Origin of the sequence: Variovorax sp. J31P207, from assembly GCF_030316965.1 — a bacterium.
In the GTDB taxonomy this organism is placed as follows: Bacteria; Pseudomonadota; Gammaproteobacteria; order Burkholderiales; family Burkholderiaceae_C; genus Variovorax; species Variovorax ginsengisoli_B.
The window spans coordinates 107122-131095 of record NZ_JASZYN010000003.1 but is presented as its reverse complement, the minus strand read 5'-3'; the positions used below and the strand labels follow the sequence as shown (position 1 = coordinate 131095).

Sequence of the window (23974 nt, the reverse complement as noted above, 5' to 3'; positions counted from 1 at the left end):
GGGACTCTCAGCGTCGCGGGGCGCTCGGCGTCTCGGCCCGCAGGCGGGCCACGCGCCCGGGCAGGTCGGCCCAGGCCGGTTCCTGCGGCGCGAAGCGGGCTCGCATGTAGCCGGCCAGTTCGGCGATCTGGGCATCGTCGAGCGCCTCGCGGAAGGCCGGCATGAAGCCGATGTCGCGCGAAGCCGGTTCGCGCACGCCGTCGAGGATGGTGCGCAGCAGGTTGTCGGGCCGCGCGCTCGTGAGGTTGCTGTTGAGCGCCAGCGGCGTGTTCACGCCGAGCAGCGTCGGCCCGTCGCCGTCGTGGTGGCAGGCGGCGCAGGCGCTGTCGAACATGCGCTGCGCGGGCCCGAGCAGTCGGCCTTGCTGCGCTGCCGCATCCGCCACCACGCGCTGCGCCCGGGCCTCCGCCGCCGCCGGCGTGGTGGCGGTGTTGAAGGACGCCAGGTAGGTGGCCATGGCGCGGATGTCGGCGTCGGGCACCAGCGCCAGCTCGCGCACCACCTCGGCCATCGGTCCGCCGGCGATGCCGTGCGCTTTCGCATGGCCGTGGCGGAGGTAGCCGTAGAGCGCGTCGGCGGTCCACGGCACGCCGGCGGTCGACAGCGCGGTCAGCGCCGGCGCCTCCCAGCCGTCGATCATCGCGCCCGACAGCGAGGCGCTGCCGCCCTGCTCGGCGCCGAGCGCATTGCGCGGCGTGTGGCAGGCGCCGCAGTGGCCCAGGCCGTTGACCAGGTAGGCGCCACGGTTCCATTCGGCGCTCTGCGCCGCCACCGGCCGGTAAGGCGCGGGGTCGTGGAACAGCGCGTTCCAGCCGGCCATCAGCGGGCGCAGGCCAAAGGGGAACTTGAGTGCCGCCGGCGGCGTCTCGGCGCGCACCGGCGGCAGCGACATGAAGTAGGCGTAGAGCGCCTGCAGGTCGTCGTCGCTGGTCTTGGCGAAGGCGGTGTACGGGAAGGCCGGGTACAGGTGATGGCCGTCGCGCGAGATGCCCTCGCGCATCGCGCGCTGGAAGGCCGTGAACGACCAGCGGCCGAGGCCGGTGTCGTCATCGGGCGTGAGGTTGGTGGTGTGGATGGTGCCGAATGGCGTCTCCATCGCCCGGCCGCCCGCGTTGGGCGTGCCGCCCGGCGCCGTGTGGCAGACCGCGCAGTCGCCGAGCGCGGCCAGCCGGCGGCCGCGCTCGATCGTCGCCTCGCTGTAGGCCGGCGCACTGAAGCTGACCGGCGCGATCGCCGAGCGCCAGCCCGCGAGCCCCGCGACCACGCCGATGCCGCCGACGATGAGGGCGCCGGCGCCGGCCCACAGGCCGCGGCGCTTCGGCCATGGGGCGGAGGCCGGCAGCTGCCGCCGGGCCGCGGCGGGAGCGGTTTCGGGCCCGGCCGGCGCCGGCAGCGGATTGAGCGCCGCCCGCACCACTTCGGGCGTGAACGGCGGCGACCGGAAGCGCACGCCGGTGGCATCGAAGATCGCGTTCGCGATCGCGGCGGTGCCCGGCACCGAGGATGATTCGCCGGCGCCCAGCGAGGGCTCGCCGGGCCGCTGCAGGTGCATCACCTCGATCACCGGCACTTCGCGGAAGTTGATGATCGGGTAGCTGCCCCATTCGCGGCTGGCGACCACGCCCGACGGCGGCCGGCCGGGCAGCAGCGCCGACCCGGGCGCGGCCTGCGGCGCGAAGCGCACCTGCTCCTTGAGCGCGCGGCTGGTCGTCTGGATCACGTTGCCGTGGATCTGGTGCTCGACACCGGCCGGGTTGACCATCAGCCCGGCGTCGTGGCCGACCACCACGCGCCGCACGTGCACCTCGCCGGTCTTGCGGTTGACCTCGACATCGGCCACCCAGGCCGACCAGGCGGCGCCGAAGCCCGGCCACTTGCTGTGCACGTAGCGCGCATACGCGAAGCCCTGGCCGAACAGCACGTCGCCGCCCGGGCCGAGGCCGTTGTCGGCGTTCTCCTGCGGGCCCGTGCGCATGCGCCAGCCGGCCTTCTGCGCGGTCTCGCGCACCAGCTCCGCGGCGCGCGGATCGTGCAGATGGCGCAGCCGGAAAGCCACCGAGTCGACACCCGCGGCGGTCGCGAGTTCGTCGACATAGGACTCGTGGGCGAACGAACTCGGCAGCGCCGACACCCCGCGCAGCCACGAGGCGCGCACGATCGGCGCCATGTCGTTGACCTTCACCCGCAGGTTCGGATAGCTGTAGGGCGGCCGCGCGGTGCGGTCGCCCATCTCGAAGGCCTGCGCCACCGGCTCGACGGTCCGGGTCAGCAGCAAGGCCAGCGTCGGCGCGCCGTTCGACGGGTAGGAGGTCTCGAAGTCGTAGGCCGCGACGCCGCCCTCGGCGTCGAGCCCGCCCTGGATGCGCATCAGCTGCGCCGCGCCCTTGGGCTCCCACAGGTGCTCCTGCTCGCGCGTGAGCTGCACCCGCACCGGGGCGCCGGCCGCGCGCGCCAGCAGGGCCGCGTCGGCCGCGACATCGTCGGCGCCGTTACGGCCGTAGCAGCCGGCGGCCTCCATGCGCACCACGTCGACCGCGGTGTCGTCCAGGCCCATCAGCTTCGCGAGGTCGGCCCGCAACACGTGCGGGTTCTGGGAACCGGCCCAGACACGGAGCCTGATGCCCCCACGCTCACCCACTTCGTGTGGTTCGCTGCCCCCCGAGGGGGCCGCGTTCCGCCTTGGGAGCGGCCCGGCGGCGGAACTGGCTCCGTCGCCCGGCTGCCAATGCGCCAGCGCGCACGAGGGCCCGATCGACGCATGCATCTGGTACGGCCAGACATAGGTGCGCGGCATCGGCTGGGCCGTCCCCGCCAGCCCGCCGTCGACATCGCCTTCGTCGACCAGCAGGCGCTGCGTCGACGGGTTGGCGCTGATCGCGCCTTCGAGGTCGTCGAGCGGCGGCAGGCCGGGCCAGGCCTTCCAGTGCACGCGCAGTTCGCGCAGCGCCTGTTCGGCGTGCTCCTCACGCTCGGCGACGATGCCGACGAAGTCGCGGATCACGACCACCGCGCGGATGCCGGGAATGTGCGCGATCGACGACTCGTCGACCGACGCCAGCGTGTTGCCGATGTAGTCGCCATGGTCCGCCCCCGCATAGGGCGGCCGCACGACGCGGCCGTGCAGCATGCCGGGCAGGCGCATGTCGTGCACGAAGACGGTCTCGCCGGCCAGCTTCGCAGGGATGTCGACGCGCGGCTGCGAACGGCCGACGATGCGGTAGTCGGCCGGGTCCTTAGGTTTCGACAACGAATCCAGCTGCAGCACGCTGCGCCCGCCGGCCACCAGCTCGCCGATGCCGATGCCGAAGGCTGGGGCCTCGCGGTGCTGGACGCGGCCGTCGCGCAGGGTCAGCAGCGCGGGCTGCACGCCCAGCTGCTCGGCCGCCTGCGCGATCAGCCAGCCGCGCGCCTGTGCCGCCGCATGCCGCAGCGGGGCCGCGTGGATCTGGATCGAGGCGCTGGCGATCGTCGCCCCCTGGTTGGGCGCGCGCGCGGTGTCTCCGAGCACCATGCGGACCTGCGCCATCGGCAGGTCGAGCTCCTCGGCCACGATCTGCGACAGGGCGGTCTGGATGCCGGTGCCGAGATCGACGTGGCCGTTCAGCGCCGTGACGCTGCCGTCGTCCCAGACCGCGAGCAGCACCTCCGGCCCCTCGGCCGGATTGCCCGCCACCGCCGCCGGCTGGCCCGGCGACGGCGGCGGCGCCGGGGGCGTCTCGCGCACGACGACGAGAACGCCGTCGGCCTGGAGGAAATCGCTGCGCGTGCGGGGCAGGTCGGCGCGGCGCGTCACGTGCCGGCGCCTTCCGCGATCCGCAGCGCGGCACGCTGCACCGCGGCCAGGATCTCGACGTGCGTGCCGCAACGGCACAGGTTGCCCGACAGCTCGCTGCGGATGCGCGCCTCGCTCGGATTCGGCTCGCGCGCGAGCAGCGCCGCGGCCTGCATCACCATGCCGTTGAGGCAGTAGCCGCACTGCGCGGCCTGGGCGTCTTCGAAGCCCTTCTGCACGGGGTGCCAATGGTCACGGGTGCCGATGCCTTCGAGCGTCGTGATCTCGCGGCCGGCCACGCCGTGCGCCGGAATCACGCAGGCCCGCGCCGCCGTGCCGTCGACCCACACGGTGCAGGCGCCGCACTGGCCGAGGCCGCAGCCGAACTTGGGCCCGTTGAGCCCCAGGTCGTTGCGCAGCACATGCAGCAGCGAGGCCTCGTGCGACGCCCTGAGTTCGACGCTGCGTCCGTTGACCTTGAGTCCGAGCTCCGGCATCTTCCCGGGCGGCTCAGGCGATGTCCGTGGACTGGATGCGCTTCACGCCCTTGGCCGCCATCTGCTTCCATGCCGCGGCCAGCGAGCCATTGAGGTCGATGGCGCGCGTCGCGTCCTCGATCACGTAGACCTCGAAGCCCGCCTTGCGTGCATCCATCGCGGTCCAGGCGACGCAGAAGTCGGTCGCCAGGCCGGTGACGAACACGGTTTTCACGCCCCGCGCCTTCAGGTAGCCGGCCAGTCCGGTGGCGGTCTTGTGGTCGGCCTCCTCGAAGGCCGAATAGCTGTCCATGTCCTTGTGGAAACCCTTGCGGATGATGATCTGCGCGGTCGGCAGCTTCAGGTCCTTGTTGAGCGCGGCGTCGTCGGTGCCCTGCACGCAGTGGTCGGGCCACAGCACCTGCGAGCCGTAGCTAAGCTTGGTGCTCTCGAAGGGCTTCTTGCCGGCGTAGGTGCTCGCGAACGAGGCATGCCCCGGCGTGTGCCAGTCTTGTGTGACGACGATGTTCTGGAATACATCGGCGAGCTTGTTGATGACCGGCACCACCTCGGCACCGCCCTTCACCGGCAGCGTGCCGCCATCGATGAAGCAGTTCTGCACGTCGACCACGATCAGCGCCGAATTGGCCGCCGGCTTGATCTTCGCGGCCGCGAACAGCGGCATCGAAATGCCAAGGCCACCGACAAGGCCGAAAGCGGCCGCGGATTTCAGGACGGTTCTGCGTTGCATGGTGTCGCTCCTCGGGTTGAACAAAGACTCAGACGCTCAGGTAGGCACGGCGGACTTCGTCGTTGGCCGCCAGTTCGGCCATCGACGCCTGGTAGCGGATCTGCCCCTTCTCGAGCACGTAGGCCCGGTCGGACACCAGTTCCGCGAAGTGCATGTTCTGCTCGGACAGCAGGATGCTCACGCCCTGCGCCTTCAGCTCCAGGATCATGTTCGCCATCTGCTCGACGATCACGGGCGCGACACCCTCCGAGGGTTCGTCGAGCAGCACCAGGTACGGATTGCCCATCAGCGTGCGCGCCACGGTCAGCATCTGCTGCTCGCCGCCGCTCATGCGGCCGCCCGGGCGGTTCGGCATCTCGCCGAGGTTCGGGAACAGCTTGAACAGGCGCTCGGGTGTCCACAGCGGCGCGTCGGTGCCGTCGCTCCAGCGGCGTGCCGGCTGCCGCCCGACCTCGAGGTTCTCCATCACGCTGAGATCGGTGAACACACGCCGGTCCTCGGGCACGAAGCCCAGGCCCAGCCGGGCCGCCAGGTGCGGCTCGCTCTTCGAGATGTCGTGGCCGAGGAAGCGCACCGCGCCGCGGCGCTTGGCCAGCATGCCGATCAGCGCCTTGAGCGTGGTCGACTTGCCGGCGCCGTTGCGGCCCATCAGCGCCACCACTTCGCCGCGCCGGACTTCGAGGTCGACGTCGTAGAGGATCTGGGCGGCGCCGTACCAGGCGCACAGGGCCTTGGCTTCGAGCAGCGTCTCGTGCGAACTCATGCGTGCTCCCCCACGGCCGCGTTCACCGCGGCCGCTTTCTCTGCAATCTTCTCGAAGGTCTTGCCGCTGCCGAAGTACACCTCCTGCACCTTCGGGTGGTCGCGGATCTCGAGCGGCTTGCCCTGCGCGATCAGCCGCCCCCGGGCCAGCACGATCATGCGGTCGGCATAGGCGAACACCACGTCCATGCTGTGTTCGGTGAAGAGCACCGCCATGCCGCGGTCGATCACGAGCTGCTTGGTCAGGGCCATCAGCGAGTTGCGTTCCTTGGGTGCCATGCCCGCGGTGGGTTCGTCCATGAGCAGCAGCTTCGGGCTGTTGGCCATCGCGATCGCGAGCTCGACCCGCTTGACGTCGCCGTAGGCCAGCACGCTGCAGGGCCGGTCGGCCTGGGCCTTCATGCCGACCTGGTCGAGCAGCGCCAGCGCCTCGTCGCGCTTGTGGTCCGAGGCCCGGCGCCAGGTCGAGAACAGCTTGTGGTCGTGCGACAGCAGGGCCATCTGCACGTTCTCGGCCACGGTGAGCGAGGCGAAGGTCTCGGCGATCTGGAAGGTGCGGCCCACGCCCAGGCGCCAGATCTCGCGCGGCTTGCGGCCCACGAGTTCCTGGCCGTCGAGCAGGATCGATCCGCGGTCGGCCTTGAGCTGGCCGTTGACCATGTTGAAGGTGGTCGACTTGCCGGCGCCGTTGGGGCCGATGAGTGCCAGCAGTTCGCCGGCCGCGAGCTCGAAGCTGATGCCGTCGACCGCCTTGACGCCGCCGAAGGACTTGCCGAGTTCGTTGACTTTGAGGAGGCTCATGCCTTCACCTCTTTCAGTTCGACTGCTTCGGCCTTGTGCCGGCGGCGATCGAAGAGCTGCTTGGCGAAGCCCGCGATGCCCTGCGGGAACAGCAGCACCAGCAAGAGGATGATGCCGCCCAGCATCGCGCGCCAGTAGTCGGTGTTGCGCGCCACGGTGTCGTGCAGCCAGGTGAAGGTGACCGCGCCCACCACCGGGCCGGCCAAGGTCTGGATGCCGCCGAGCAGCACCATCACCAGCCCGTCGACCGACTTGCCCACGCTCAGCGATTCAGGCGAGATGCTGCCCTTGGAGAAGGCATAGAGCGCCCCCGCCAGGCCCGCCGCGGTGCCGGCGATCACGAAGGCGGCCCACTGCATGCGCTTGACATCGATGCCGATCGCATCGGCACGCAGCTGCGAATCGCGGCCGGCGCGCAGCGCATAGCCGAAGGGCGAAAACAGCACGCGGCGCAGCCACCACACGCCCAGCCCGACCAGCGCCAGCGTGACCCAGTAGTAGGTCCGTTTGTCGGCCAGCCACTCGGAAGGCCAGACGCCCGTGAGGCCGTTGCTGCCGCCGGTGAAGCTGTCCCACTGGTAGGTGACGGCCCAGGTGATCTGGGCGAAGGCCAGCGTGAGCATCGCGAGGTAGACCCCGGACAGCCGCACCGCGAACCAGCCATAGACGAAGGCGCCCGCCGCGGCCACCAGCGGCGCGACGACCAGCGCCAGTTCCATCGGCATCCCGCTGGCGCGCACCAGCAGCGCGGCGCCGTAGGCACCGAGCCCGAAGTAGGCCGCGTGGCCGAAGGAGTGCATGCCGGCCGGGCCCATGATGAAGTGCAGGCTGGCAGCGAACAGCGCCGCGATCAGCAGGTCGATCAGCAGCACGGTCGTGTAGGGCGACCCGGCGGTGAGCAGGGGCATCGCCACCAGCACCAGGCCGAACAGCCCGACCGCGATCACGTAGGCGCGGCCGGGCCGTCGCAGCGGCTCTTCCTGCATGCCGACGTAGCGGCTCGGCGCCTGCGGCTTGCCGAACAGACCCCAGGGGCGCCAGACCAGCACCACGGCCATGACGAGGAAGTCGACCACCAGCGTGAGCTTGGAGAACGAGACCGGGATGCCGAACACGTCGACCACGCCGAGCCAGATGCAGATCGCCTTGATCTCGGCGATCAGCAGCGCGGCGGCGTAGGCGCCGGGGATCGAGCCCATGCCGCCGACCACCACCACCACGAAGGCGGCGCCGATGGTGTTGAGGTCCATTTCGAGCGTGGCGGGCTCGCGCGGCAGCTGCAGCGCGCCGCCCAGGCCCGCGAGCAATGCGCCGAGCGCGAACACCGCGGTGAACAGCCAGGCCTGGTTGACGCCCAGCGCGCTGACCATCTCGCGGTCTTGCGTAGCGGCGCGCACCAGGGTGCCGAAGCGGGTGCGGGTGAGCAGCAGCCAGACCAGGCCCAGCACCACCGGACCGACCACGATCAGGAACAGGTCATAGGAAGGAAACTGCCGCCCGAGGATCATGACCGAGCCCGCGAGGCCCGGCGCGCGCGGCCCCAGCAGCTCGTCCGGACCCCAGAGCCACAGCACCGCGTCCTTGATCACCAGCACCAGCGCGAAGGTGGCCAGCAGTTGAAAGAGCTCGGGCGCCTTGTAGATGCGCCGCAGCAGCACCACCTCGATCAGCGCGCCCAGCACGCCGACCGCGAGTGCCGCCATCACCAGCGCCGGCCAGAAACCGAAGCCGGTGCCCAGCCGGTCGACCAGCGTGTAGGCGACGTAGATGCCGACCATGAAGAACGAGCCATGGGCGAAGTTCACGATGCGCGTGACGCCGAAGATCAGCGACAGCCCGGCCGCCACGAGGAACAGCGAGGACGCGCTCGCCAGCCCGTTGAGCAGCTGGACGATGAAACCTGAGAAGCTCATGGCCCGTTCGTTCCTGGCTCAGTCGGCGGCGCGCGACTTCTTGATGTCGGCGGCGCTCGGCTGGTACTTGGCGTCGGCGCCGTCGAGATACACGTAGTCGACCATCACGCCCTTGCCGCCGTCGTTCTTGGTGCGGCCCACGAAGGCGCCCATGGTCGACTGGTTGTCTTCCGGCCGGTAGGTGATCTTGCCGAAGGGCGTGTCGACCTGCAGGCCCTTGAAGGCCGCGACCACCTTCTCGGTGTCGGTGCTCTTGGCCTTCGCGATGCCCGCCGCGGCCGACTTGATCATGCTGTAGCCGACCACCGAGCCCAGGCGCGGATAGTCCTTGAACTTGGCCTGGTAGGCCTGCTCGAATTTCTTGTGATCGGCCGTCGTGATGCCGTACCACGGGTAGCCCGTGACGATCCAGCCGTTGGGCGCCTCATCCTTCAGCGGGTCCATGTATTCGGGCTCACCGGTCAGCACGCTGACCACCTCGCGGTCCTTGAACAGGCCGCGGGTGTTGCCTTCGCGCACGAATTTCGACAGGTCGGCACCGAAGAGCACGTTGAAGATCGCGTCGGGCTTGGCATCGGCCAGCGCCTGCACCACGCTGCCGGCGTCGACCTTGCCGAGCGGCGTGGCCTGCTCGGCGACGAACTCGACATCGGGCTGCGCCGCCTTCAGCAGCGTCTTGAAGGCCGCCACGGCCGACTGGCCGTATTCGTAGTTGGGGTACACCACCGCCCAGCGCTTCTTCTTGAGCTTGGCCGCCTCGGGCACCAGCATCGCGGCCTGCATGTAGGTGCCGGGACGCAGGCGCACGGTGTAGGCGTTGCCGCCCTGCCAGGTGAGCTTGTCGGTCAGCGGCTCGCCGGCCAGGAAGAAGAACTTCTTCTGCTTGGCGAAGTCGGCCACCGCCATGCCGGTGTTCGACAGGAAGGTGCCGGCCAGGATGTCGACCTTCTCGCGCGAGACCAGTTCCTCGGCCACGCGCACCGCGTCGCCGGGATTGGCGTTGTCGTCGCGGCTGATCAGCTCGATCTTCTTGCCGTTGACGCCGCCGGCCGCGTTGATCTCGTCGACCGCCAGCTCCATCCCCTTCTTGTAGGGCTCGAGGAAGGCGGGCTGCGCCTTGTAGCTGTTGATCTCGCCGATCTTGATCACGCCCTGCGCATGCGCCGGAGCGAGTGCGGTGGCGAGCGTGGCGACGGCGGCCGCGGTGAAGGCTAGGCGCATGGGATTCATCGGGAACTCCTTGGGATCGAACGGAAAAGAAACTCGTCGGGGGCGGCGGCGCTCACCGCAGGCCGTCTTCGCCCTTGATCTCGGACGCTTGAAGCCCGCCGATGCGCGGCAGCGGGCGTCCGCTGTCGGTGACCGCCACCGCGACCACGATCTCGTTGGCGCGCGGCGCATCGGCCACGCGGGCCTCGATGGCGTCGAAATGACTGCGCACGAAGGCCGCGTCCTTGTGGCCCAGCGGCACGTCGATGGCGGTGCCGAGCGTGCCGCGCTTCTTGCTCGACGGCACCAGCGCGGCACCCTTCTCGACCGCCACCCGCAGCGGCGCGCCGAGCTTCGGATGGAGGATGGCCGCGGCATGCTCGAGCTCGCCCGCTTCGCCGACGATCGCGGCCTTGCCATAGCTCTGGGCCTGGCCGGGCGCGATGCCGAGCGCAGCCACGGCCTTCTGGCCCAGCAGCGCGCCGAGTTCCTCGCCGATCGCGATCAGCTCGTCGAGCGATTCGCTGTAGCGGCCGGCATAGGGGTTGTCGATGACCGCGATGGCCACCGCGCGGCGCGTCGGCGGGTCGATCGCCTGGCCCATTTCCTTGCGGGTTTCGTCGACCTGGACGACGAGCTTGCGGATGTTGGCACTCATGGTGGGTTCCTTGTCTCTGGATGCGTTCGGGACCTAGCGGAGGCCGTCCCACTTGCTGATGTTCTCGGCCCGCAGGCCGCCGACGCGATCATGCACGCGGTAGCCGGTGCTCATCGCGAGAATGAAGACGATCTCGTCGGCCGCCGGCGCGCCCGGCACGCGGACCTCGATGGCATCGAACTGGCCGCGCACGTAGCTGGCGTTGATGTTGGTCAGCGGCACGTCGAGCGCGGCGCCGGGCGGGCCGACCTTCTTGGTCGACGGCACGATCGACAGCGCGTTGCCGGGCTGGCCGGTCTTCTCTTCGGCCTGGCCCTTGCGGTAGGCCTCGCGGTCGCCTTTCCAGCCCAGCAGCTCGCGCATTGCATAGCCGCCGGGCACGTGCCACAGCGCGCCGTGCTCGAGCTCGCCGGCGGCGCCGACGATGGCGCCCTTGCCGTAGGTGGCGATCTGCTCGACCGGCACGTCCATGGCGGCGCGCAGGCGGTGCGCCATGTCGACGCCGACGGGGTCGAGCAGCGCCATCATCGGCAGGATGTCGGGCTCGTAGCGGCCCGCGAAGGGATTGGTCAGCACCGCGCCGATGGCGCCCCTCACCAGCGGCGTCGCGGCGCGCGGTCCGAACTCGTGGTGGATGTGCTCGACATGGGTGAAGACGCGGCGGATATCGATCATGAAAAGGTGTCCTGCTTATCGTTAAGCAAATACTGAACCAACTGCATCGGCAGCGATGCTGCCCTCGCTCTGCGGCAGCAGCTCCGCAAACCCGGAGCTTAAGGGCTGGACCACCCGCCACTGCCCCTGGCAGACCAGCACCGCGGAGGCCACGAGCCCGAGACGCTGCAGTGCCTCGGCGCGCTCGACGCCCGCATCCAGTGCACGATGCACTTTCGAGGGCGCCAGCGTGCCGACGTCGACCGTCACCGGGATGTCGCCGAGGTCGCTGTCGTCCTTGCATTCGTTCGCCGGCCGGCGCTGGATGCCGGCATCGTCGACATCGACCGCATTGGCGATCACGGTGGCCGCGGCGTCGGCCTGAGCCGCGGTGGCGGCCAGCACCGTCACGCTGTCGGCGATGCCGAGCGAGAAGCTGCGGCCCCGCCAGCCGCTGGTGGCGACGCCGCGCACCGGCTGTTCGGCGCGCAGTTCGAACTGGCCGTCGGTGGTGATGAGGCCCGGCGCGCGCAGGTCGAAGCGCGCGAGGTCGGCGAACAGGCCGATGCGCGCGCTCTGGCCGGGCGCCAGGTGCAGGGCGATGTCGCCGCCGTTGTTGATCCAGGCGCGCTCGATACCCGGCCGGTGGTAACAGGGGATCAGCTCCTGCGCCACCGCACCGGCGACCGCGGCCATCGGTGTGATGAAGCCGGCGCGAAACGGCGCGCAAGCCTCCCACATGCGGCGCGCGACCGGGCCGCGCAGCGGACAGTCGCCGTCGGCCACCGGCTGGCGCAGCAGGGGCAGCTCGGCCACCAGTTCGTCGAGCAGCACGGCGAAACGCCGCCAGACATGCTCGTGCGCCACCGCGACCTCGACCGCATCGCCGTGGGCTTCGGCGATGAGGTCGATCGGCCCGTGGTTCAGATGCCAGCGGCTTCCGTCCAGCGCGGTGCGTTGTGCGGACATGAAAGTCAACCCAGCATCGGCGGCTGGCCGAGCGGCCAGGGATTGGCCGCATCCATGCGCAGCCACCGGCGCGCCAGCGGGGCGCCGTCGTCCTGCCAGGCACCGCGGGCCAGGGCCTGTTCGAGCGAGAACACGTGCTCCATGTGGCCGCCCAGAGCGGCATAGTCGTCGCGCCGCATGCTGAACTCGATCGGCGCGACGATCGCCGGGGTCGGCACCGTGCCGAAGCTGTTGTCGGGCATCCGCAGCACGTCGGCCATCACCGTGATGCCGCCGCCGGGCCACACGTAGGCCGGCGCGCCGCCGCAGGTCACGTTGACCAGTGCCCGCTTGATGGCCCGCGTGAGCAGCACCGGGTTCTCGGTCACGCCGGCGCGCAGGGATCCGCCGGCGCCGCCGAGGAAAAGCACCGTGCACAGCGAGGGTTCGCAGTTTTCGCCGATGCGCTCGACGATGCGGCGCACCTCGGCCGGCATCGGCTGCTCGACCGGCTGCAATTGCTCGTCGAGCACATACCACTGCGCGTGCTCGCCGGTGGTGGAGGTCATCAGCAGGCGCAGGCCCGGCCGGGCCACACCCTCCTCCCAGCCTTCGATGATCGACAGCGGATCGTCGATGTCGGTGCCGCCCCAGCCATTGCCCGGATTCGCGACCTGGAAATAGCGCCCCGGCGTCGACTTGCGCCCGCGCATCTGGATGCCCGAGGGCGCCATGTCGAGGCAGCGCCCGGCCTGGTGCTCGGTCAGCACGCCCGTGATGTGGTCGTCGACCACCACCACCTCGTCGGCGTGGCCGAACAGCTGGCGCGCGAAGATGCCGACCGCGGCCGAGCCGCAGCCCACGCGCATGCGCTGCTCTTCGACGCCATTGACGATCGGCGCCTTGCCGGCCTGAATCACCATGCTGGCGCCGCCGTCGATCACGCATTCGACCGCCTTCTTGTTGCCCAGCAGCTGCATCAGCTCGCAGGTCATGCGGCCTTCCTTCTTGCTGCCGCCCGTGAGGTGGTGCACGCCGCCCAGCGACAGCATCTGCGAACCGTATTCGGCCGTGGTGACGTGGCCGACCACCTCGCCCTTGTAGCGGACGTTGGCCTGCTCGGCGCCGAGGAACCGGTCGGTGTCGATCTTCACCTTGAAGCTGCAATAGCTGAAGATGCCTTCGGTGACGACCGTCACCATGTCGACCCCCTGCGCCTTCGAGGCGACGATGAACGGCGCCGGCTTGTAGTCGGGATAGGTGGTGGAGGAGCCCACGCCGGTCACGAAGACCTCGTCGGCATGCAGGAGATCGCCGTCCCAGTCGGCATCGGCTGCCGGCGCTTCGGCGTGCTCGGCCCCCTCGACCTCGTTGCCGATGCGCGCAAAAGGCACCAGCGCCGGCGATTCGCTCGCCAGTTCGCGCCGCAGCAGCACCACCGGGTCGACCCGCACCAGCACGCCGGCACGGTTGGCGTAGCGGTCGCAGGCGCCGGTGCGGCCGTCGGAGATCTGGCACAGCACCGGGCAGGCGTTGCACTCGACCTTGCTGGTGCTCATGCGCTCGTTGCGCAGCGGCGCGCGGCCCAGGGCTTCGGGCACCACCGGCATGTCCATGCCGGGCAATCCATCTGTCTTGGTGTGTTCGGTCATCGCGGGGATCTCGTGGCAGTCTGGGGAGGGAAGGCGAGCGGAGGTGCAACATCTGTGCCGGCCGCCCGCTGGCACCTTCTCTTGTGCTGGAACTGACGTTTGTGTAGCATTCCCTACACTTTCATGTGGTGAACGCTACATTTATTGATCTCAATGTAGCAAACGGGCCCGATGCTTGCATTGGGGTTTTCGCGGGCATCGCCGACAATTGGTGCATCCCTTGTTCGTTCTTAACCATTCCTGACCCTTATGAGTGCATTCAGCGAAGAACGCGTGCTCAGCGTCCACCACTGGACCGACCGGCTGTTCACCTTCACCACCACCCGCGATCCGGCCCTGCGCTTCTCCAACGGCCACTTCACGATGATCGGCCTGAAGGTCAACAACAAGCCGCTGCTGCGCGCCTACAGCATCGTCAGCCCCAACTACGAAGAGCACCTTGAGTTCCTCAGCATCAAGGTGGAAGAAGGCCCGCTGACCTCCCGGCTGCAGCACATCCAGGTCGGCGACACGGTCATCGTGGGCCGCAAGCCCACCGGCACGCTGCTGATCGACTACACGCTGCCGGGCAAGCGGCTCTACCTGTTCGGCACCGGCACCGGCCTGGCGCCGTTCATGAGCATCATCCGCGACCCCGAGACCTACGAGAAGTACGAGCAGGTCGTCCTGGTGCACGGCGTGCGCCAGGTCGACGAGCTGGCCTACCACGACCTGGTCACCGACCACCTGCCCAAGCACGAGATCCTGGGCGAGATGATCGAGAAGCAGCTGCTCTACTACCCGACCGTGACGCGCGAGGAATTCCGCAACATGGGCCGGATCACCGAGCTGATCGAAAGCAACAAGCTCACCGACGACCTCGGCCTGCCGCCGCTCAATGCCGCCGAAGACCGCGTCATGCTGTGCGGCAGCCCGGGTCTGCTGGTCGACTTGAAGCACATCCTCGAAGCCCGCGGCTTCAAGGAAGGCAACACCTCGACGCCGGGCGACTACGTGGTCGAGCGCGCCTTCGCCGAGAAGTAGAGCGAAGCCGCAGATGCCCGAGGCCAAGGCAGCCGCGCGCAAGGGCGCGCCCAAGCCCGCGACCCGCCGCACCGGCGTGCGCGAGGCCGCGGCGCAGGCCACCCGCGAGAGCATCCTGCGCGCGGCCACCAAGGTGTTCGCGAAGTACGGCTACGACGGCGGCAGCGTCGAGAAGATCTCGAAGGCCGCCAAGTCGTACGACCGCATGATCTACTACTACTTCGGCAGCAAGGAAGGCCTGTTCATCGCGGTGCTCGAGGGCATCTACCGACGCATGGACGACGCCGAGGCCGCGATCGACCTCGATGCCTCGCGGCCGGTGGAGTCGCTCACGGCGGTGATCCGCTTCGTGCTCGGCTACTACCGCAAGAACCCCGAGTTCGTCACGCTGCTGAACACCGAGAACCTGCACAAGGGCCGGCACATCGCCAAGTCGCTGCGGGCGCGCGAATACTCCTCGCGGGCCATCTCGATCATCAGCGAGATCGTCGCCGCGGGCGTCCAGCAGGGCCTGTTCCGCGACGACGTGGCACCGCGCGACCTGTACCTGCTGATCGCCTCGACCGGCTATTTCTACACGTCGAACCGGCACACGCTGACCGCGTTCCTCGGCGAGCCCCTGGAGACGCCGGAGGCGGTCGCGCATTGGGAAGACTTCGTGATCGAGACCGTGCTGCGCACGGTCGACGCCGGAGCTTCCGAGGAAGAATCCACTCACGAGGAAAAGAAATGGCAGAAGTCGCAACCGGCGCCAAGTCGGGCAAGGTCGTCATCCGGAACATAGGCCTGCTGCTGTCGGGCGACATCGACAAGCCCATCCTGGATGCCGACACCATCGTGGTCGTCGACGGGCTGATCGTCGCGGTCGGCAAGGAAAAAGACTGCGACCTCGAAGGCGCGAAGACCGTCATCGACTGCAAGAAGACCTGCGTCGCGCCGGGCCTGATCGACAGCCACGTGCATCCGGTGTTCGGCGACTGGACGCCGCGCCAGGGCCAGATCGGCTGGATCGACTCGACCATGAACGGCGGCGTGACCACCATGATCTCGGCCGGCGAGGTTCACCTGCCCGGGCGGCCCAAGGACATCGTCGGCCTGAAGGCGCTGGCCATCACCGCGCAGCGCGCCTTCGACAACTTCCGCCCCGGCGGCGTGAAGGTGCTGGCCGGCGCGCCGGTGATCGAGAAGGGCATGGTCGAGAGCGACTTCAGGGATCTGGCCGAGGCCGGCGTGGGCCTGCTCGGCGAAGTGGGCCTGGGCTCGGTCAAGGCCGGCTACGAGGCCAAGGAGATGGTCGCCTGGGCCCGCAAGTACGGCATCCAGAGCACCATCCACACGGGCGGCCCGTCGATCCCGGGCTCGGGCCTGATCGACAAGGACGTGGTGCTCGAAGCCGACGCCGACATCATCGGCCACATCAATGGCGGCCACACCTCGCTGCCCGAGGCGCACGTCTGCGAACTGTGCGAGAGGTCGTCGCGGGCGATCGAGATCGTGCACAACGGCAACGAGCGCGTCGCCATCGCGGCCGCCAAGGCGGCGCTCGACCTCAAGTGCCCGCACCGCGTGATCCTCGGCACCGACGGCCCGGCCGGCTCGGGCGTGCAGCCGCTTGGCATCCTGCGCATGGTGGCGATGCTGTCGTCGATCGCCAACATCCCGGCCGAGCTGGTGTTCTGTTTCGCGACCGGCAACACGGCGCGCATCCGCAAGCTCAACTGCGGGCTGGTCGAGGTCGGCCGCGACGCCGACTTCGTCTTCATGGACCGGGCCCAGCACTCGCCCGCGCTCGGCCTCCTCGAGAGCGTGCAGCTGGGCGATATCCCCGGCGTCGGGATGGTCATGATCGACGGCATCGTGCGCTGCGGACGCAGCCGCAACACGCCGCCGGCGACGGAGATCCCGGTGGTGGTGTCAGGCGGGCATTGAGGCAGCGGCGGACGCGACGTATGGACATTGTCCATACGCTCACCTAAGATGACTACATGTCCACCACTGCCACCCGCACCATCAGTCTGCGCACGCCGCCCGCGCAGCGGGAGCTGATCGATCGAGCGGCGCGTCTGGCGGGAAAAAGCCGCACGGACTTCATGCTGGAAGCAGCCAGCGAAAAAGCGCAGCAAGTCCTCCTGGACCGGACGCTTTTCGAGGTGCCGCCGGACAAATTCGAAGCCTTCGAAGCCCTGATGGCGGCGCCGCTGTCCAACAATGGCGCCATCCAGCGATTGCTGGCAACGCGCGCGCCTTGGGACAAGTGAACACCCGCGCGCTGAGTGCACCCACGCCCCTGACCGCAGCGCACGAAACATCGCAGTTCGTCTGCAGCCATCCCGCCTTGTCCGCTTGGCTCGCGCGGCGCGCGCTCGCCAACGCCGTCGGCGGGGCATCAAGGACCTACGTGGTCTGCGCATCGGATCAGCACGTCGTGGGCTTTTATGCGCTGGCGGCCGGGTCCGTCGAAATCCAGGCCGCGCCCAGCAAGCTGCGTCGAAACATGCCCGATCCATTGCCAGTGATCGTGCTCGGACGCTTGGCCGTGCATAGCGATTGGGCCGGTCGAGGGCTGGGCACGGCCCTGCTCAAGGACGCGGTGATGCGTTCAGTGCAAGCGGCTGAACTCATCGGCATTCGTGCCATGCTCTGCCACGCCATCGACAACGAGGCCAAGGCCTTCTACTTGAAGCACGGGTTTGCAGAGAGTCCGACCGACCCGCTGACCGTCATGCTCGGATTGAGGACTTGAGCCGGTTTCGGCAACGGCTCAACCCGCCTTGCTCGTCCCCCTGAACACCAGGAAGCGCGCCGTCAGGAAATTGACGGCCAGCCCGGCGCAGCTGCCGAGCGCCACGCCGAGCGCGGGGGCCAGCGGCCCGCCCAGCCAGTGCAAGGTCAGCACGTAGGCCGCATAGTTGACCAACGCCCCGCCCACCATCGTGAGCAGGTAGCGCAGGTACTCGCGCACGATCGACGCGCCCGAGTGCCTTTCGGCGAACGTGAAGCGCCGGTTCAGCGCCCAGGTGACGGTGGCGGCGGCGAGGAAGGACAGCACGCGCCCGCCATACCAGCCGAGCGCCGGCGCCACCACGTAGAGCACGCCGAGGTCGACGACGAAGCCGATCGCGCCGACGACCGCGAACGACAGGAATTCCCGCCCGAGCTTCATGGCCGGCCGGCGGCGGAGCGGACGCCGGGAATCCCCAGGTAGCACAGCCGCTTGGCCTCCCGCCGGCCGATGGTCACGGTGTGCAGCACCACGCCGCAGACGAAGGACAGCATCGCCGTCAGCATCATCCCGGTGACCAGCACCGCGGTCGGCTGGCGCGGCACCAGGCCGGTGTTCAGGTAGGTGGACACCAGCGGCTCGGCGAGGATCAGCGACAGCAGCACCAGCAGGCCCGCGGCACCGGAGAAGAACTGCAGCGGCCGTTCGCTCACGAACAGCTTGCAGATGGTCTTGAGGATGCGCCAGCCGTCGCGGTAGGTCGACAGCTTGCTTTCGGAGCCTTCGGGCCGCGAGCGGTAGGGCATCGGGACCTCGGCGAAGGGCATGCGCAATTCGAGCGCGTGGACCGTCAACTCGGTTTCGATCTCGAAGCCCCTGGACAATGCCGGGAAGGACTTGGCGTAGCGCCTCGAGAAGACGCGATAGCCCGACAGCATGTCGGTCATCCGGCCGTCGAAGAGGCTCGCCACCGCGCCGGTCAGCAAGGCGTTGCCGAAGCGGTGGCCGCGCCGGTAGGTCTGCATGTCGGCGCCGTCGTCGACCCGAGCGCCGACCACCATGTCGAGGTTGCCTTCGACCATCAGTTCGATCAGCTGCCGCACCTCGCCGATGTCGTAGGTGGCGTCGCCGTCGACCATCACGTAGACGTCGGCCTCGACGTCCGCGAACATCCGCCGCGCCACGTTGCCCTTGCCGCGCAGCGGGACGTGCGTCACGCGCGCGCCGGCGGCCCGGGCCACGGCCGCGGTGTCGTCGGTCGAGTTGTTGTCGAAGACGTGGATCTCGGCCTCGGGCAGGGACGCCTGAAACTCGCTCACCACCTGCGCGATGGCCAGCGCCTCGTTGAAGCACGGGATCACGGCGGCGATGCGCAGCGGGCGCGAGTCGAAACGTTCAGTCATTCTTGGCAGGCAGGATGCGGTAGGCCTTGGCACCGGCTTTTTCGTACATCAAGGCGAAATGGTCAAGGAAGCCGGGCTGGGCGGCGAGCATCGGCGCGGCGCTGGCGCCGACCGCGATCGCCTCGAAGCCCAGGCCCCGCAGTTTGCGCGCGAATTCGGCCGGCGGCAGCACGATGAAGTCAGCATAGCGCCAGGGCCCGATCGCATCGCCCCAGACCGGGGCCGGCCCATAGTAGGTCGCTTCGCTGAGCGCGATCTGGTAGACCCGCCCGGTCGCGTGTTCGCGCAGGTAGTTCATGACCGCATAGCCGGGCACGTGGGCGTCGAGGAAGGCGGCGCGCTCGGCCGGCGTGGTCGCGATCGCCGCCACGCTGCGCCGCGTCATGTAGAACGAGCCGCCGACACCCACCAGCAGCAGCAGCACGCCGAGCCAGCGGCCAGCGCGGTCGAGCAGGCCGCGCGCGTTCCACGCGGGCAGCGCGCGCCGCAACCCCTCGGCCAGGCGGGCCAGCAACGCCTGCCAGCCGACCACCGACACCAGCGCGATCAGCGGCACCGATGCGGCCAGGTAGCGCGGATAGCGCGAGGTCAGGGCCCAGACGCCCAGCGAGTAGAGGCTGAACACGGCCGCCGCGCGCACCGCCGGCGAGCGCTTCCATGCCAGCGCGAACGGCACGAACAGCACGCCCCACAGGAAGCCGTTCGGCCACGCGGCATGGGCGCGCACGTCGTCGAACTGGTTCTTGTAGTCGGCCGCGTTCCAGTTGGTGAAGCCGAACAGGCGCGCGCCGATCGGATTGAACGGGTCGCCGGTCATGACCGCGTTGCGCGCATACCAGTAGATGCAGGGGACCAGGAAGCAAACCAGCGCCAGCGCCCAGACCTTGAGCCGGCGCTCGCGCCGCACCACGAACACGGCCACCAGCGGCAGCACCGTCAGGGCCTGGTACTTGGAGCCCGCCGCGACGCCGAGGAAGAAGGCGGCCAGCGCCAGCCAGCGCGGCCCGCGCGCCGGATCGTCGGACTCGCGCCACCACCACAGGGCGGTGCAGGCGGCGAGCACGAAGAGGGCGACGCTGATGTCGATCAGCGCGCTTTCGTAGTCGCCGATGCCAAGCCAGATCGCGGCCGCGACCAGCCCGGTCAGGCGGCTCGCATGCTGCGCGCCCAGCCGGTAGACCATCGCCACCGACAGCCAGCCCGCGAGGGCGCTCAGCAGGTGCGGCAGGACATCGTCGCCGACCGCCAGCGCGCCGGCATGGATCAGGTTGTAGTTGTACGGAAACCAGGGATAGCGCAGCCACTCGTGGACGCCGAGCCGCCCGCTCTGCGCCACTTCGCGCGCATAGGGCAGGTGGTACATCAGCTCGTCGAACGCGGCCGGCGGCGCCAGCGGTTCGACCAGGGCCGGCAGCGCGGTCAGCACGAAGGCCAGCAGCGCCAGCTTCTCGACGAAACCGAACGGCTCGGACGGCAGCCGCGGGCCGCGTTCGCGCCGCCAGGCCGGCCACTGCAGCACGGCCGCCAGCAGGCCGAGCGCCACCGTGCCGACGACGGCGCCGCGGCCGAACAGCCCGGCGATCGCGATCGCCTGGAAGGCGCAGACATAGAGCCCGAGCCCGGCCGCTGCCGCCATCGCGGCTTCGAGCGCGGCGTCGCGCCGCCCCGGCGCGCCGATGCGCGCCAGCAGCGCACGCCCGAACCCCCAGCAGGCGACCGCGAAGACCGCCATCGCCGCGTAGTGGGCGGCCCCGAACATCAGCTTTTGAATAGGAACTCCCGCTGGCCGGCGGTGCTCGCGACGGCGCTTCGTGTCACAGGTTCGGCGCCAGCAGGCGTTCGAGTTCGGCCTCGCTCTGGTGGCGGCGCGCTGCCTGGTCCTGCAGCTGGTCGTGGCCGATCTTGCCGACGTTGAAGTAGGTCGAGTCGGGGTGGCTCAGGTAGAAGCCGCTGACGCTGGCGGCCGGCATCATCGCCAGGCTTTCGGTCACGCTCATGCCGATCTCGGCACAGTTCAGCAGGTCGAACATCGGGCCCTTGACGCTGTGGTCGGGGCAGGCCGGGTAGCCGGGCGCGGGCCGGATGCCGCGGTACTTCTCGTCGATCATGTCGGCATTGCTGAGCGTCTCGTCGGGCGCGTAGCCCCACAGGTCGGTCCGCACGCGGTGGTGCATCGCCTCGGCGAAGGCCTCGGCCAGCCGGTCGGCCAGCGACTTCAGCATGATCGCCGAGTAGTCGTCGAGGTCGTCGATGAAGTACTTCTCTTTCTTCTCGATGCCGATGCCCGCGGTGACCGCGAACATGCCCACGTAGTCCTTGAGGCCGCTCTCGCGCGGCGCCACGAAGTCCGCCAGGCAGCGGCTCGGCCGGGTCACGCCGTCGATCACCTGCTTCTCGGCCTGCTGGCGCATGCCCCACCAGGTGAGCGCGGCCTCGCTGCGCGACTCGTCGGTGTAGAGCACGATGTCGTCGTCGCGCTCGGTGTTGGCGGGCCAGAAGCCGATCACGCCGCTGGCCGTGAGCCAGCGGCCTTCGATCAGGCGCTTGAGCATGCGCTGGCCGTCGGCGTAGACCCGCACCGCCTCGGTGCCGACCACCTCGTCCTTGAGAATGGCGGGGAACGGCCCCGCCAGGTCCCAGGTCTGGAAGAAGGGCCCCCAGTCGATGTACTTGGCGAGTTCGGTCAGATCGAAGTTCCTGAACACGCGCCGTCCGATGAACTTGGGCACCGGCGGCACATAGCCGGCCCAGTCGACCGGCGTCTTGTTGGCACGCGCCTTGGCCAGCGGCCACAAGGTCACTTGCTTCTTGTTGGCGTGCTGGTGGCGCACCTTGTCGTAGTCGGCGTTGAGCTCGTCGATGTAGCTCGCCGCCTGGTCCGACAGCAGCGACTGCGCCACGCTCACGCTGCGCGAGGCATCGGGCACGTAGACCACCGGGCCTTCGTAGTGCGGCGCGATCTTCACGGCCGTGTGGACCCGGCTGGTGGTGGCGCCGCCGATCATGAGCGGAATCTTCTTGATGCGGAAGTGCTCGTCCTTCTGCATCTCGCCGGCGACGTACTGCATCTCCTCGAGGCTCGGAGTGATCAGGCCCGAGAGCCCGACGATGTCGGCGCCCTCGACCTTGGCGCGCGCCAGGATCTCGTGGCAGGGCACCATCACGCCCATGTTCACGACCTCGAAGTTGTTGCACTGGAGCACGACCGTGACGATGTTCTTGCCGATGTCGTGGACGTCGCCCTTGACCGTCGCGATGACGATCTTGCCCTTGGTGCGGACGTCGCGGCCGGCGGCCTCGTCCTGACGCTTTTCTTCCTCGATGTAGGGAATGAGGTGTGCCACCGCGGACTTCATCACGCGGGCCGACTTCACCACCTGCGGCAGGAACATCTTGCCCTGGCCGAACAGGTCGCCGACGATGTTCATGCCGGCCATCAGCGGGCCTTCGATCACGTGCAGCGGACGCCCGCCGGTGGCCAGGATCTGCTGGTAGGCCTCTTCCGTGTCTTCCACGATGAAGTCGGTGATGCCGTGCACCATGGCGTGCGACAGGCGCTGGTTCACGTGCACCGGATGCTCGGGCGTGCCGCGCCATTCGAGCTTCTTGCTCTCGTCCTTGGCGCCGCTCTTGGCGGTCTCGGCGACCTCCACCAGGCGCTCGCCGGCATCGGGGCGGCGGTTGAGCACCACGTCCTCCACCCGCTCGCGCAGCTCGGGCTCGAGGTCGTCGTAGACGCCGACCATGCCGGCGTTGACGATGCCCATGTCCATGCCGGCCTTGATCGCGTGATACAGGAACACGGTGTGGATGGCCTCGCGCACCGGGTCGTTGCCGCGGAAGCTGAAGCTCACGTTCGACACCCCGCCCGACACCTTGGCGCCGGGCAGGTTCTGCTTGATCCAACGCACCGCGTTGATGAAGTCGACCGCGTAGTTGTTGTGCTCCTCGATGCCGGTGGCGATCGCGAAGATGTTCGGGTCGAAGATGATGTCCTCGGGCGGGAAGCCGATCTCGTCGACCAGGATGCGGTAGGCGCGCTCGCAGATCTCGATCTTGCGCTCGTAGGTGTCGGCCTGGCCCTTCTCGTCGAAGGCCATCACGACCGCCGCGGCGCCGTAGCGGCGCAGCAGCCGGGCCTGGTGGCGGAACTGGTCCTCGCCCTCTTTCATGCTGATCGAGTTGACGATTCCCTTGCCCTGGATGCAGCGCAGGCCGGCCTCGATCACGTCCCACTTCGAGCTGTCGACCATGATCGGCACCCGCGCGATGTCGGGCTCGCTCGCGATCAGGTTCAGGAAGCGCACCATCGCGGCCTTGCTGTCGAGCATGGCCTCGTCCATGTTGATGTCGATGACCTGGGCGCCGTTCTCGACCTGCTGGCGCGCCACCGCCAGCGCTTCCTCGAACTGGCCGTTCAGGATCATCCGCGCGAAGGCCTTGGAGCCGGTGACGTTGGTGCGCTCGCCGATGTTGACGAACAGCGCGCCGTCGCCGATCTGCACCGGCTCGAGGCCGGACAGCTTCATCGGGGGCGGAATCTGGGACGCGGAAGAATCGATTGGCATGGGGCTCACCTGTGGAAACGGGGTCAGGCGAGCGTCGTTGCACTCCAGTGCCTGGAAGCCCAAGCCTGACGCGGCCGGCCAGACGGCCGGCGGCGCTGCAACGCTCCTTGGGAGCCGCGGATTTTACGCTGGCTGGACGGCGCCGGCGGCCGATGCCGGCAAGCCGAAGATGGCGTCGAAGGCCCAGTTGAAGATGAAGGTGTAGACCAGGAAGAAAACCACCAGGCCGAGGTCCATCACCAGCGCCTCCCAGAGACTGACGCCGAGCCACCAGGCGAACACCGGCACCAGGAAGGCGACCAGGCCGCCTTCGAAGCCGATCGCGTGGGCGATCCGGCGGCGCAGGCTGCGGCCGCGCACCGCCTGGCCGGACTCCCAGCGCTCGAACAGGGCGTTGAACGACAGGTTCCAGAGCACGGCGATGACCGAGGCGATGACCGCCAGCACGCCCGAATGGCCCAGCCCCTGGCCGGACATGAGTGCCAGGCCCGCGCTCGCCGCGACGATGGCGATGCCCTCGTAGAGGCTGATGTAGACGACGCGGCGCTTGAGCCCTTGCATGAAATCGATCCTGTGTTGGTTGGCGTTGGGATGGACTTTATGTTGTTTTATCTGATATAAAAAGTCATCTTCTTTCAGTTTTAATGATAGATCGGGGCGGC

The 23974-nt window shown here is 69.0% G+C and carries 21 protein-coding genes and 1 riboswitch; of the genes, 5 read left to right on the top strand and 16 right to left on the bottom strand.

Features of this window, described 5'->3' with window-relative positions:
- Positions 1-7: 7 nt before the first annotated feature.
- The 11 genes from QTI68_RS11695 to QTI68_RS11645 are packed head-to-tail and all read right to left on the bottom strand — an operon-like array spanning position 8 to position 13596.
- Entirely contained in the window at positions 8-3793 is a 3786-nt protein-coding gene (locus QTI68_RS11695) for a molybdopterin cofactor-binding domain-containing protein (protein ID WP_286521715.1), read from the bottom strand.
- The gene (locus QTI68_RS11690) at positions 3790-4269 is read right to left on the bottom strand and encodes a (2Fe-2S)-binding protein (RefSeq protein ID WP_286521714.1); all 480 of its coding nucleotides are present in this window, start codon (positions 4267-4269) and stop codon (positions 3790-3792) included. Before QTI68_RS11690 ends, QTI68_RS11695 begins: the two co-directional genes overlap by 4 nt.
- A 13-nt stretch (positions 4270-4282) precedes the next feature.
- Positions 4283-4999 carry a bifunctional nicotinamidase/pyrazinamidase gene (pncA, locus tag QTI68_RS11685; protein WP_286521713.1) on the bottom strand — a complete coding sequence of 239 codons (717 nt, stop codon included), beginning with the start codon at positions 4997-4999 and terminating at the stop codon, positions 4283-4285.
- 28 nt (positions 5000-5027) lie between these two features.
- Positions 5028-5762 (bottom strand): ABC transporter ATP-binding protein, encoded by a 735-nt coding sequence (locus QTI68_RS11680; RefSeq protein WP_286521712.1) that lies wholly within the window; start codon positions 5760-5762, stop codon positions 5028-5030.
- Positions 5759-6562: an ABC transporter ATP-binding protein gene (locus QTI68_RS11675; RefSeq protein ID WP_286521711.1), complete on the bottom strand. Its 804-nt coding sequence runs from the start codon at positions 6560-6562 to the stop codon at positions 5759-5761. Before QTI68_RS11675 ends, QTI68_RS11680 begins: the two co-directional genes overlap by 4 nt.
- Positions 6559-8475 carry an ABC transporter permease gene (locus tag QTI68_RS11670; RefSeq protein ID WP_286521710.1) on the bottom strand — a complete coding sequence of 639 codons (1917 nt, stop codon included), beginning with the start codon at positions 8473-8475 and terminating at the stop codon, positions 6559-6561. Before QTI68_RS11670 ends, QTI68_RS11675 begins: the two co-directional genes overlap by 4 nt.
- A gap of 18 nt (positions 8476-8493) precedes the next feature.
- Complete coding sequence (locus tag QTI68_RS11665) at positions 8494-9705, bottom strand: ABC transporter substrate-binding protein (RefSeq protein WP_286521709.1); 1212 nt, start codon at positions 9703-9705, stop codon at positions 8494-8496.
- A gap of 52 nt (positions 9706-9757) precedes the next feature.
- Complete coding sequence (locus QTI68_RS11660) at positions 9758-10342, bottom strand: amino acid synthesis family protein (protein ID WP_286521708.1); 585 nt, start codon at positions 10340-10342, stop codon at positions 9758-9760.
- Positions 10343-10375: 33 nt separating this feature from the next.
- On the bottom strand, positions 10376-11017 hold the full coding sequence (locus tag QTI68_RS11655) for an amino acid synthesis family protein (protein WP_286372132.1): 642 nt from the start codon (positions 11015-11017) through the stop codon (positions 10376-10378).
- 21 nt (positions 11018-11038) lie between these two features.
- Positions 11039-11965: a UPF0280 family protein gene (locus QTI68_RS11650; protein ID WP_286521707.1), complete on the bottom strand. Its 927-nt coding sequence runs from the start codon at positions 11963-11965 to the stop codon at positions 11039-11041.
- A gap of 5 nt (positions 11966-11970) precedes the next feature.
- The gene (locus QTI68_RS11645; protein ID WP_286521706.1) at positions 11971-13596 is read right to left on the bottom strand and encodes a 6-hydroxynicotinate reductase; all 1626 of its coding nucleotides are present in this window, start codon (positions 13594-13596) and stop codon (positions 11971-11973) included.
- Between the two features lie 249 nt (positions 13597-13845).
- Here QTI68_RS11645 and QTI68_RS11640 point away from each other — a divergent pair, with 249 nt between their 5' ends.
- Genes QTI68_RS11640 through QTI68_RS11620 form a run of 5 tightly spaced genes read left to right on the top strand, consistent with a single transcriptional unit; the run spans position 13846 to position 17362 of the window.
- A complete protein-coding gene (locus tag QTI68_RS11640; protein ID WP_286521705.1) occupies positions 13846-14619 on the top strand; it encodes a ferredoxin--NADP reductase in 774 nt (257 codons plus the stop codon).
- 13 nt (positions 14620-14632) lie between these two features.
- A complete protein-coding gene (locus tag QTI68_RS11635; RefSeq protein WP_286521704.1) occupies positions 14633-15403 on the top strand; it encodes a TetR/AcrR family transcriptional regulator in 771 nt (256 codons plus the stop codon).
- Entirely contained in the window at positions 15349-16548 is a 1200-nt protein-coding gene (locus QTI68_RS11630; RefSeq protein WP_286521703.1) for an amidohydrolase family protein, read from the top strand. Before QTI68_RS11635 ends, QTI68_RS11630 begins: the two co-directional genes overlap by 55 nt.
- 56 nt (positions 16549-16604) lie before the next feature.
- Positions 16605-16877, top strand: coding sequence for a type II toxin-antitoxin system TacA family antitoxin (locus QTI68_RS11625; RefSeq protein WP_286521702.1), 273 nt, complete (start codon positions 16605-16607; stop codon positions 16875-16877).
- A complete protein-coding gene (locus QTI68_RS11620; protein ID WP_286522258.1) occupies positions 16874-17362 on the top strand; it encodes a GNAT family N-acetyltransferase in 489 nt (162 codons plus the stop codon). The genes QTI68_RS11625 and QTI68_RS11620 overlap by 4 nt, the downstream gene beginning before the upstream one ends.
- A gap of 18 nt (positions 17363-17380) precedes the next feature.
- Here the strand turns inward: QTI68_RS11620 and QTI68_RS11615 are convergent, their stop codons facing one another.
- The 5 genes from QTI68_RS11615 to QTI68_RS11595 all read right to left on the bottom strand — a co-directional run bounded on the left by QTI68_RS11615 (position 17381) and on the right by QTI68_RS11595 (position 23873).
- Positions 17381-17782, bottom strand: a complete 402-nt coding sequence (locus QTI68_RS11615) for a GtrA family protein (RefSeq protein ID WP_286521701.1) — start codon at positions 17780-17782, stop codon at positions 17381-17383.
- Positions 17779-18744 carry a glycosyltransferase family 2 protein gene (locus QTI68_RS11610; RefSeq protein ID WP_286521700.1) on the bottom strand — a complete coding sequence of 322 codons (966 nt, stop codon included), beginning with the start codon at positions 18742-18744 and terminating at the stop codon, positions 17779-17781. The genes QTI68_RS11615 and QTI68_RS11610 overlap by 4 nt, the downstream gene beginning before the upstream one ends.
- On the bottom strand, positions 18737-20503 hold the full coding sequence (locus QTI68_RS11605) for a phospholipid carrier-dependent glycosyltransferase (RefSeq protein ID WP_286521699.1): 1767 nt from the start codon (positions 20501-20503) through the stop codon (positions 18737-18739). The genes QTI68_RS11610 and QTI68_RS11605 overlap by 8 nt, the downstream gene beginning before the upstream one ends.
- 55 nt (positions 20504-20558) lie before the next feature.
- Entirely contained in the window at positions 20559-23312 is a 2754-nt protein-coding gene (gene metH / locus QTI68_RS11600; protein WP_286521698.1) for a methionine synthase, read from the bottom strand.
- 22 nt (positions 23313-23334) lie between these two features.
- A riboswitch (S-adenosyl-L-homocysteine riboswitch) is annotated at positions 23335-23427 on the bottom strand.
- Positions 23428-23435: 8 nt separating this feature from the next.
- Positions 23436-23873, bottom strand: coding sequence for a PACE efflux transporter (locus tag QTI68_RS11595; RefSeq protein ID WP_286521697.1), 438 nt, complete (start codon positions 23871-23873; stop codon positions 23436-23438).
- Between the last annotated feature and the right edge of the window lie 101 nt (positions 23874-23974).

Excerpts from the sequence above, each read along its gene's own strand:
- QTI68_RS11640 (WP_286521705.1), top strand. The coding sequence starts at position 13,846 with ATGAGTGCATTCAGCGAAGAACGCGTGCTCAGCGTCCACCACTGGACC.
- QTI68_RS11655 (WP_286372132.1), bottom strand. The coding sequence starts at position 11,017 with ATGATCGATATCCGCCGCGTCTTCACCCATGTCGAGCACATCCACCAC.
- QTI68_RS11635 (WP_286521704.1), top strand. The coding sequence starts at position 14,633 with ATGCCCGAGGCCAAGGCAGCCGCGCGCAAGGGCGCGCCCAAGCCCGCG.
- QTI68_RS11630 (WP_286521703.1), top strand. The coding sequence starts at position 15,349 with ATGGCAGAAGTCGCAACCGGCGCCAAGTCGGGCAAGGTCGTCATCCGG.
- QTI68_RS11675 (WP_286521711.1), bottom strand. The coding sequence starts at position 6,562 with ATGAGCCTCCTCAAAGTCAACGAACTCGGCAAGTCCTTCGGCGGCGTC.
- QTI68_RS11690 (WP_286521714.1), bottom strand. The coding sequence starts at position 4,269 with ATGCCGGAGCTCGGACTCAAGGTCAACGGACGCAGCGTCGAACTCAGG.
- QTI68_RS11680 (WP_286521712.1), bottom strand. The coding sequence starts at position 5,762 with ATGAGTTCGCACGAGACGCTGCTCGAAGCCAAGGCCCTGTGCGCCTGG.
- QTI68_RS11660 (WP_286521708.1), bottom strand. The coding sequence starts at position 10,342 with ATGAGTGCCAACATCCGCAAGCTCGTCGTCCAGGTCGACGAAACCCGC.
- QTI68_RS11615 (WP_286521701.1), bottom strand. The coding sequence starts at position 17,782 with ATGAAGCTCGGGCGGGAATTCCTGTCGTTCGCGGTCGTCGGCGCGATC.
- metH (WP_286521698.1), bottom strand. The coding sequence starts at position 23,312 with ATGCCAATCGATTCTTCCGCGTCCCAGATTCCGCCCCCGATGAAGCTG.
- QTI68_RS11670 (WP_286521710.1), bottom strand. The coding sequence starts at position 8,475 with ATGAGCTTCTCAGGTTTCATCGTCCAGCTGCTCAACGGGCTGGCGAGC.
- pncA (WP_286521713.1), bottom strand. The coding sequence starts at position 4,999 with ATGCAACGCAGAACCGTCCTGAAATCCGCGGCCGCTTTCGGCCTTGTC.
- QTI68_RS11605 (WP_286521699.1), bottom strand. The coding sequence starts at position 20,503 with ATGTTCGGGGCCGCCCACTACGCGGCGATGGCGGTCTTCGCGGTCGCC.
- QTI68_RS11595 (WP_286521697.1), bottom strand. The coding sequence starts at position 23,873 with ATGCAAGGGCTCAAGCGCCGCGTCGTCTACATCAGCCTCTACGAGGGC.
- QTI68_RS11650 (WP_286521707.1), bottom strand. The coding sequence starts at position 11,965 with ATGTCCGCACAACGCACCGCGCTGGACGGAAGCCGCTGGCATCTGAAC.
- QTI68_RS11610 (WP_286521700.1), bottom strand. The coding sequence starts at position 18,744 with ATGACTGAACGTTTCGACTCGCGCCCGCTGCGCATCGCCGCCGTGATC.
- QTI68_RS11645 (WP_286521706.1), bottom strand. The coding sequence starts at position 13,596 with ATGACCGAACACACCAAGACAGATGGATTGCCCGGCATGGACATGCCG.
- QTI68_RS11665 (WP_286521709.1), bottom strand. The coding sequence starts at position 9,705 with ATGAATCCCATGCGCCTAGCCTTCACCGCGGCCGCCGTCGCCACGCTC.
- QTI68_RS11625 (WP_286521702.1), top strand. The coding sequence starts at position 16,605 with ATGTCCACCACTGCCACCCGCACCATCAGTCTGCGCACGCCGCCCGCG.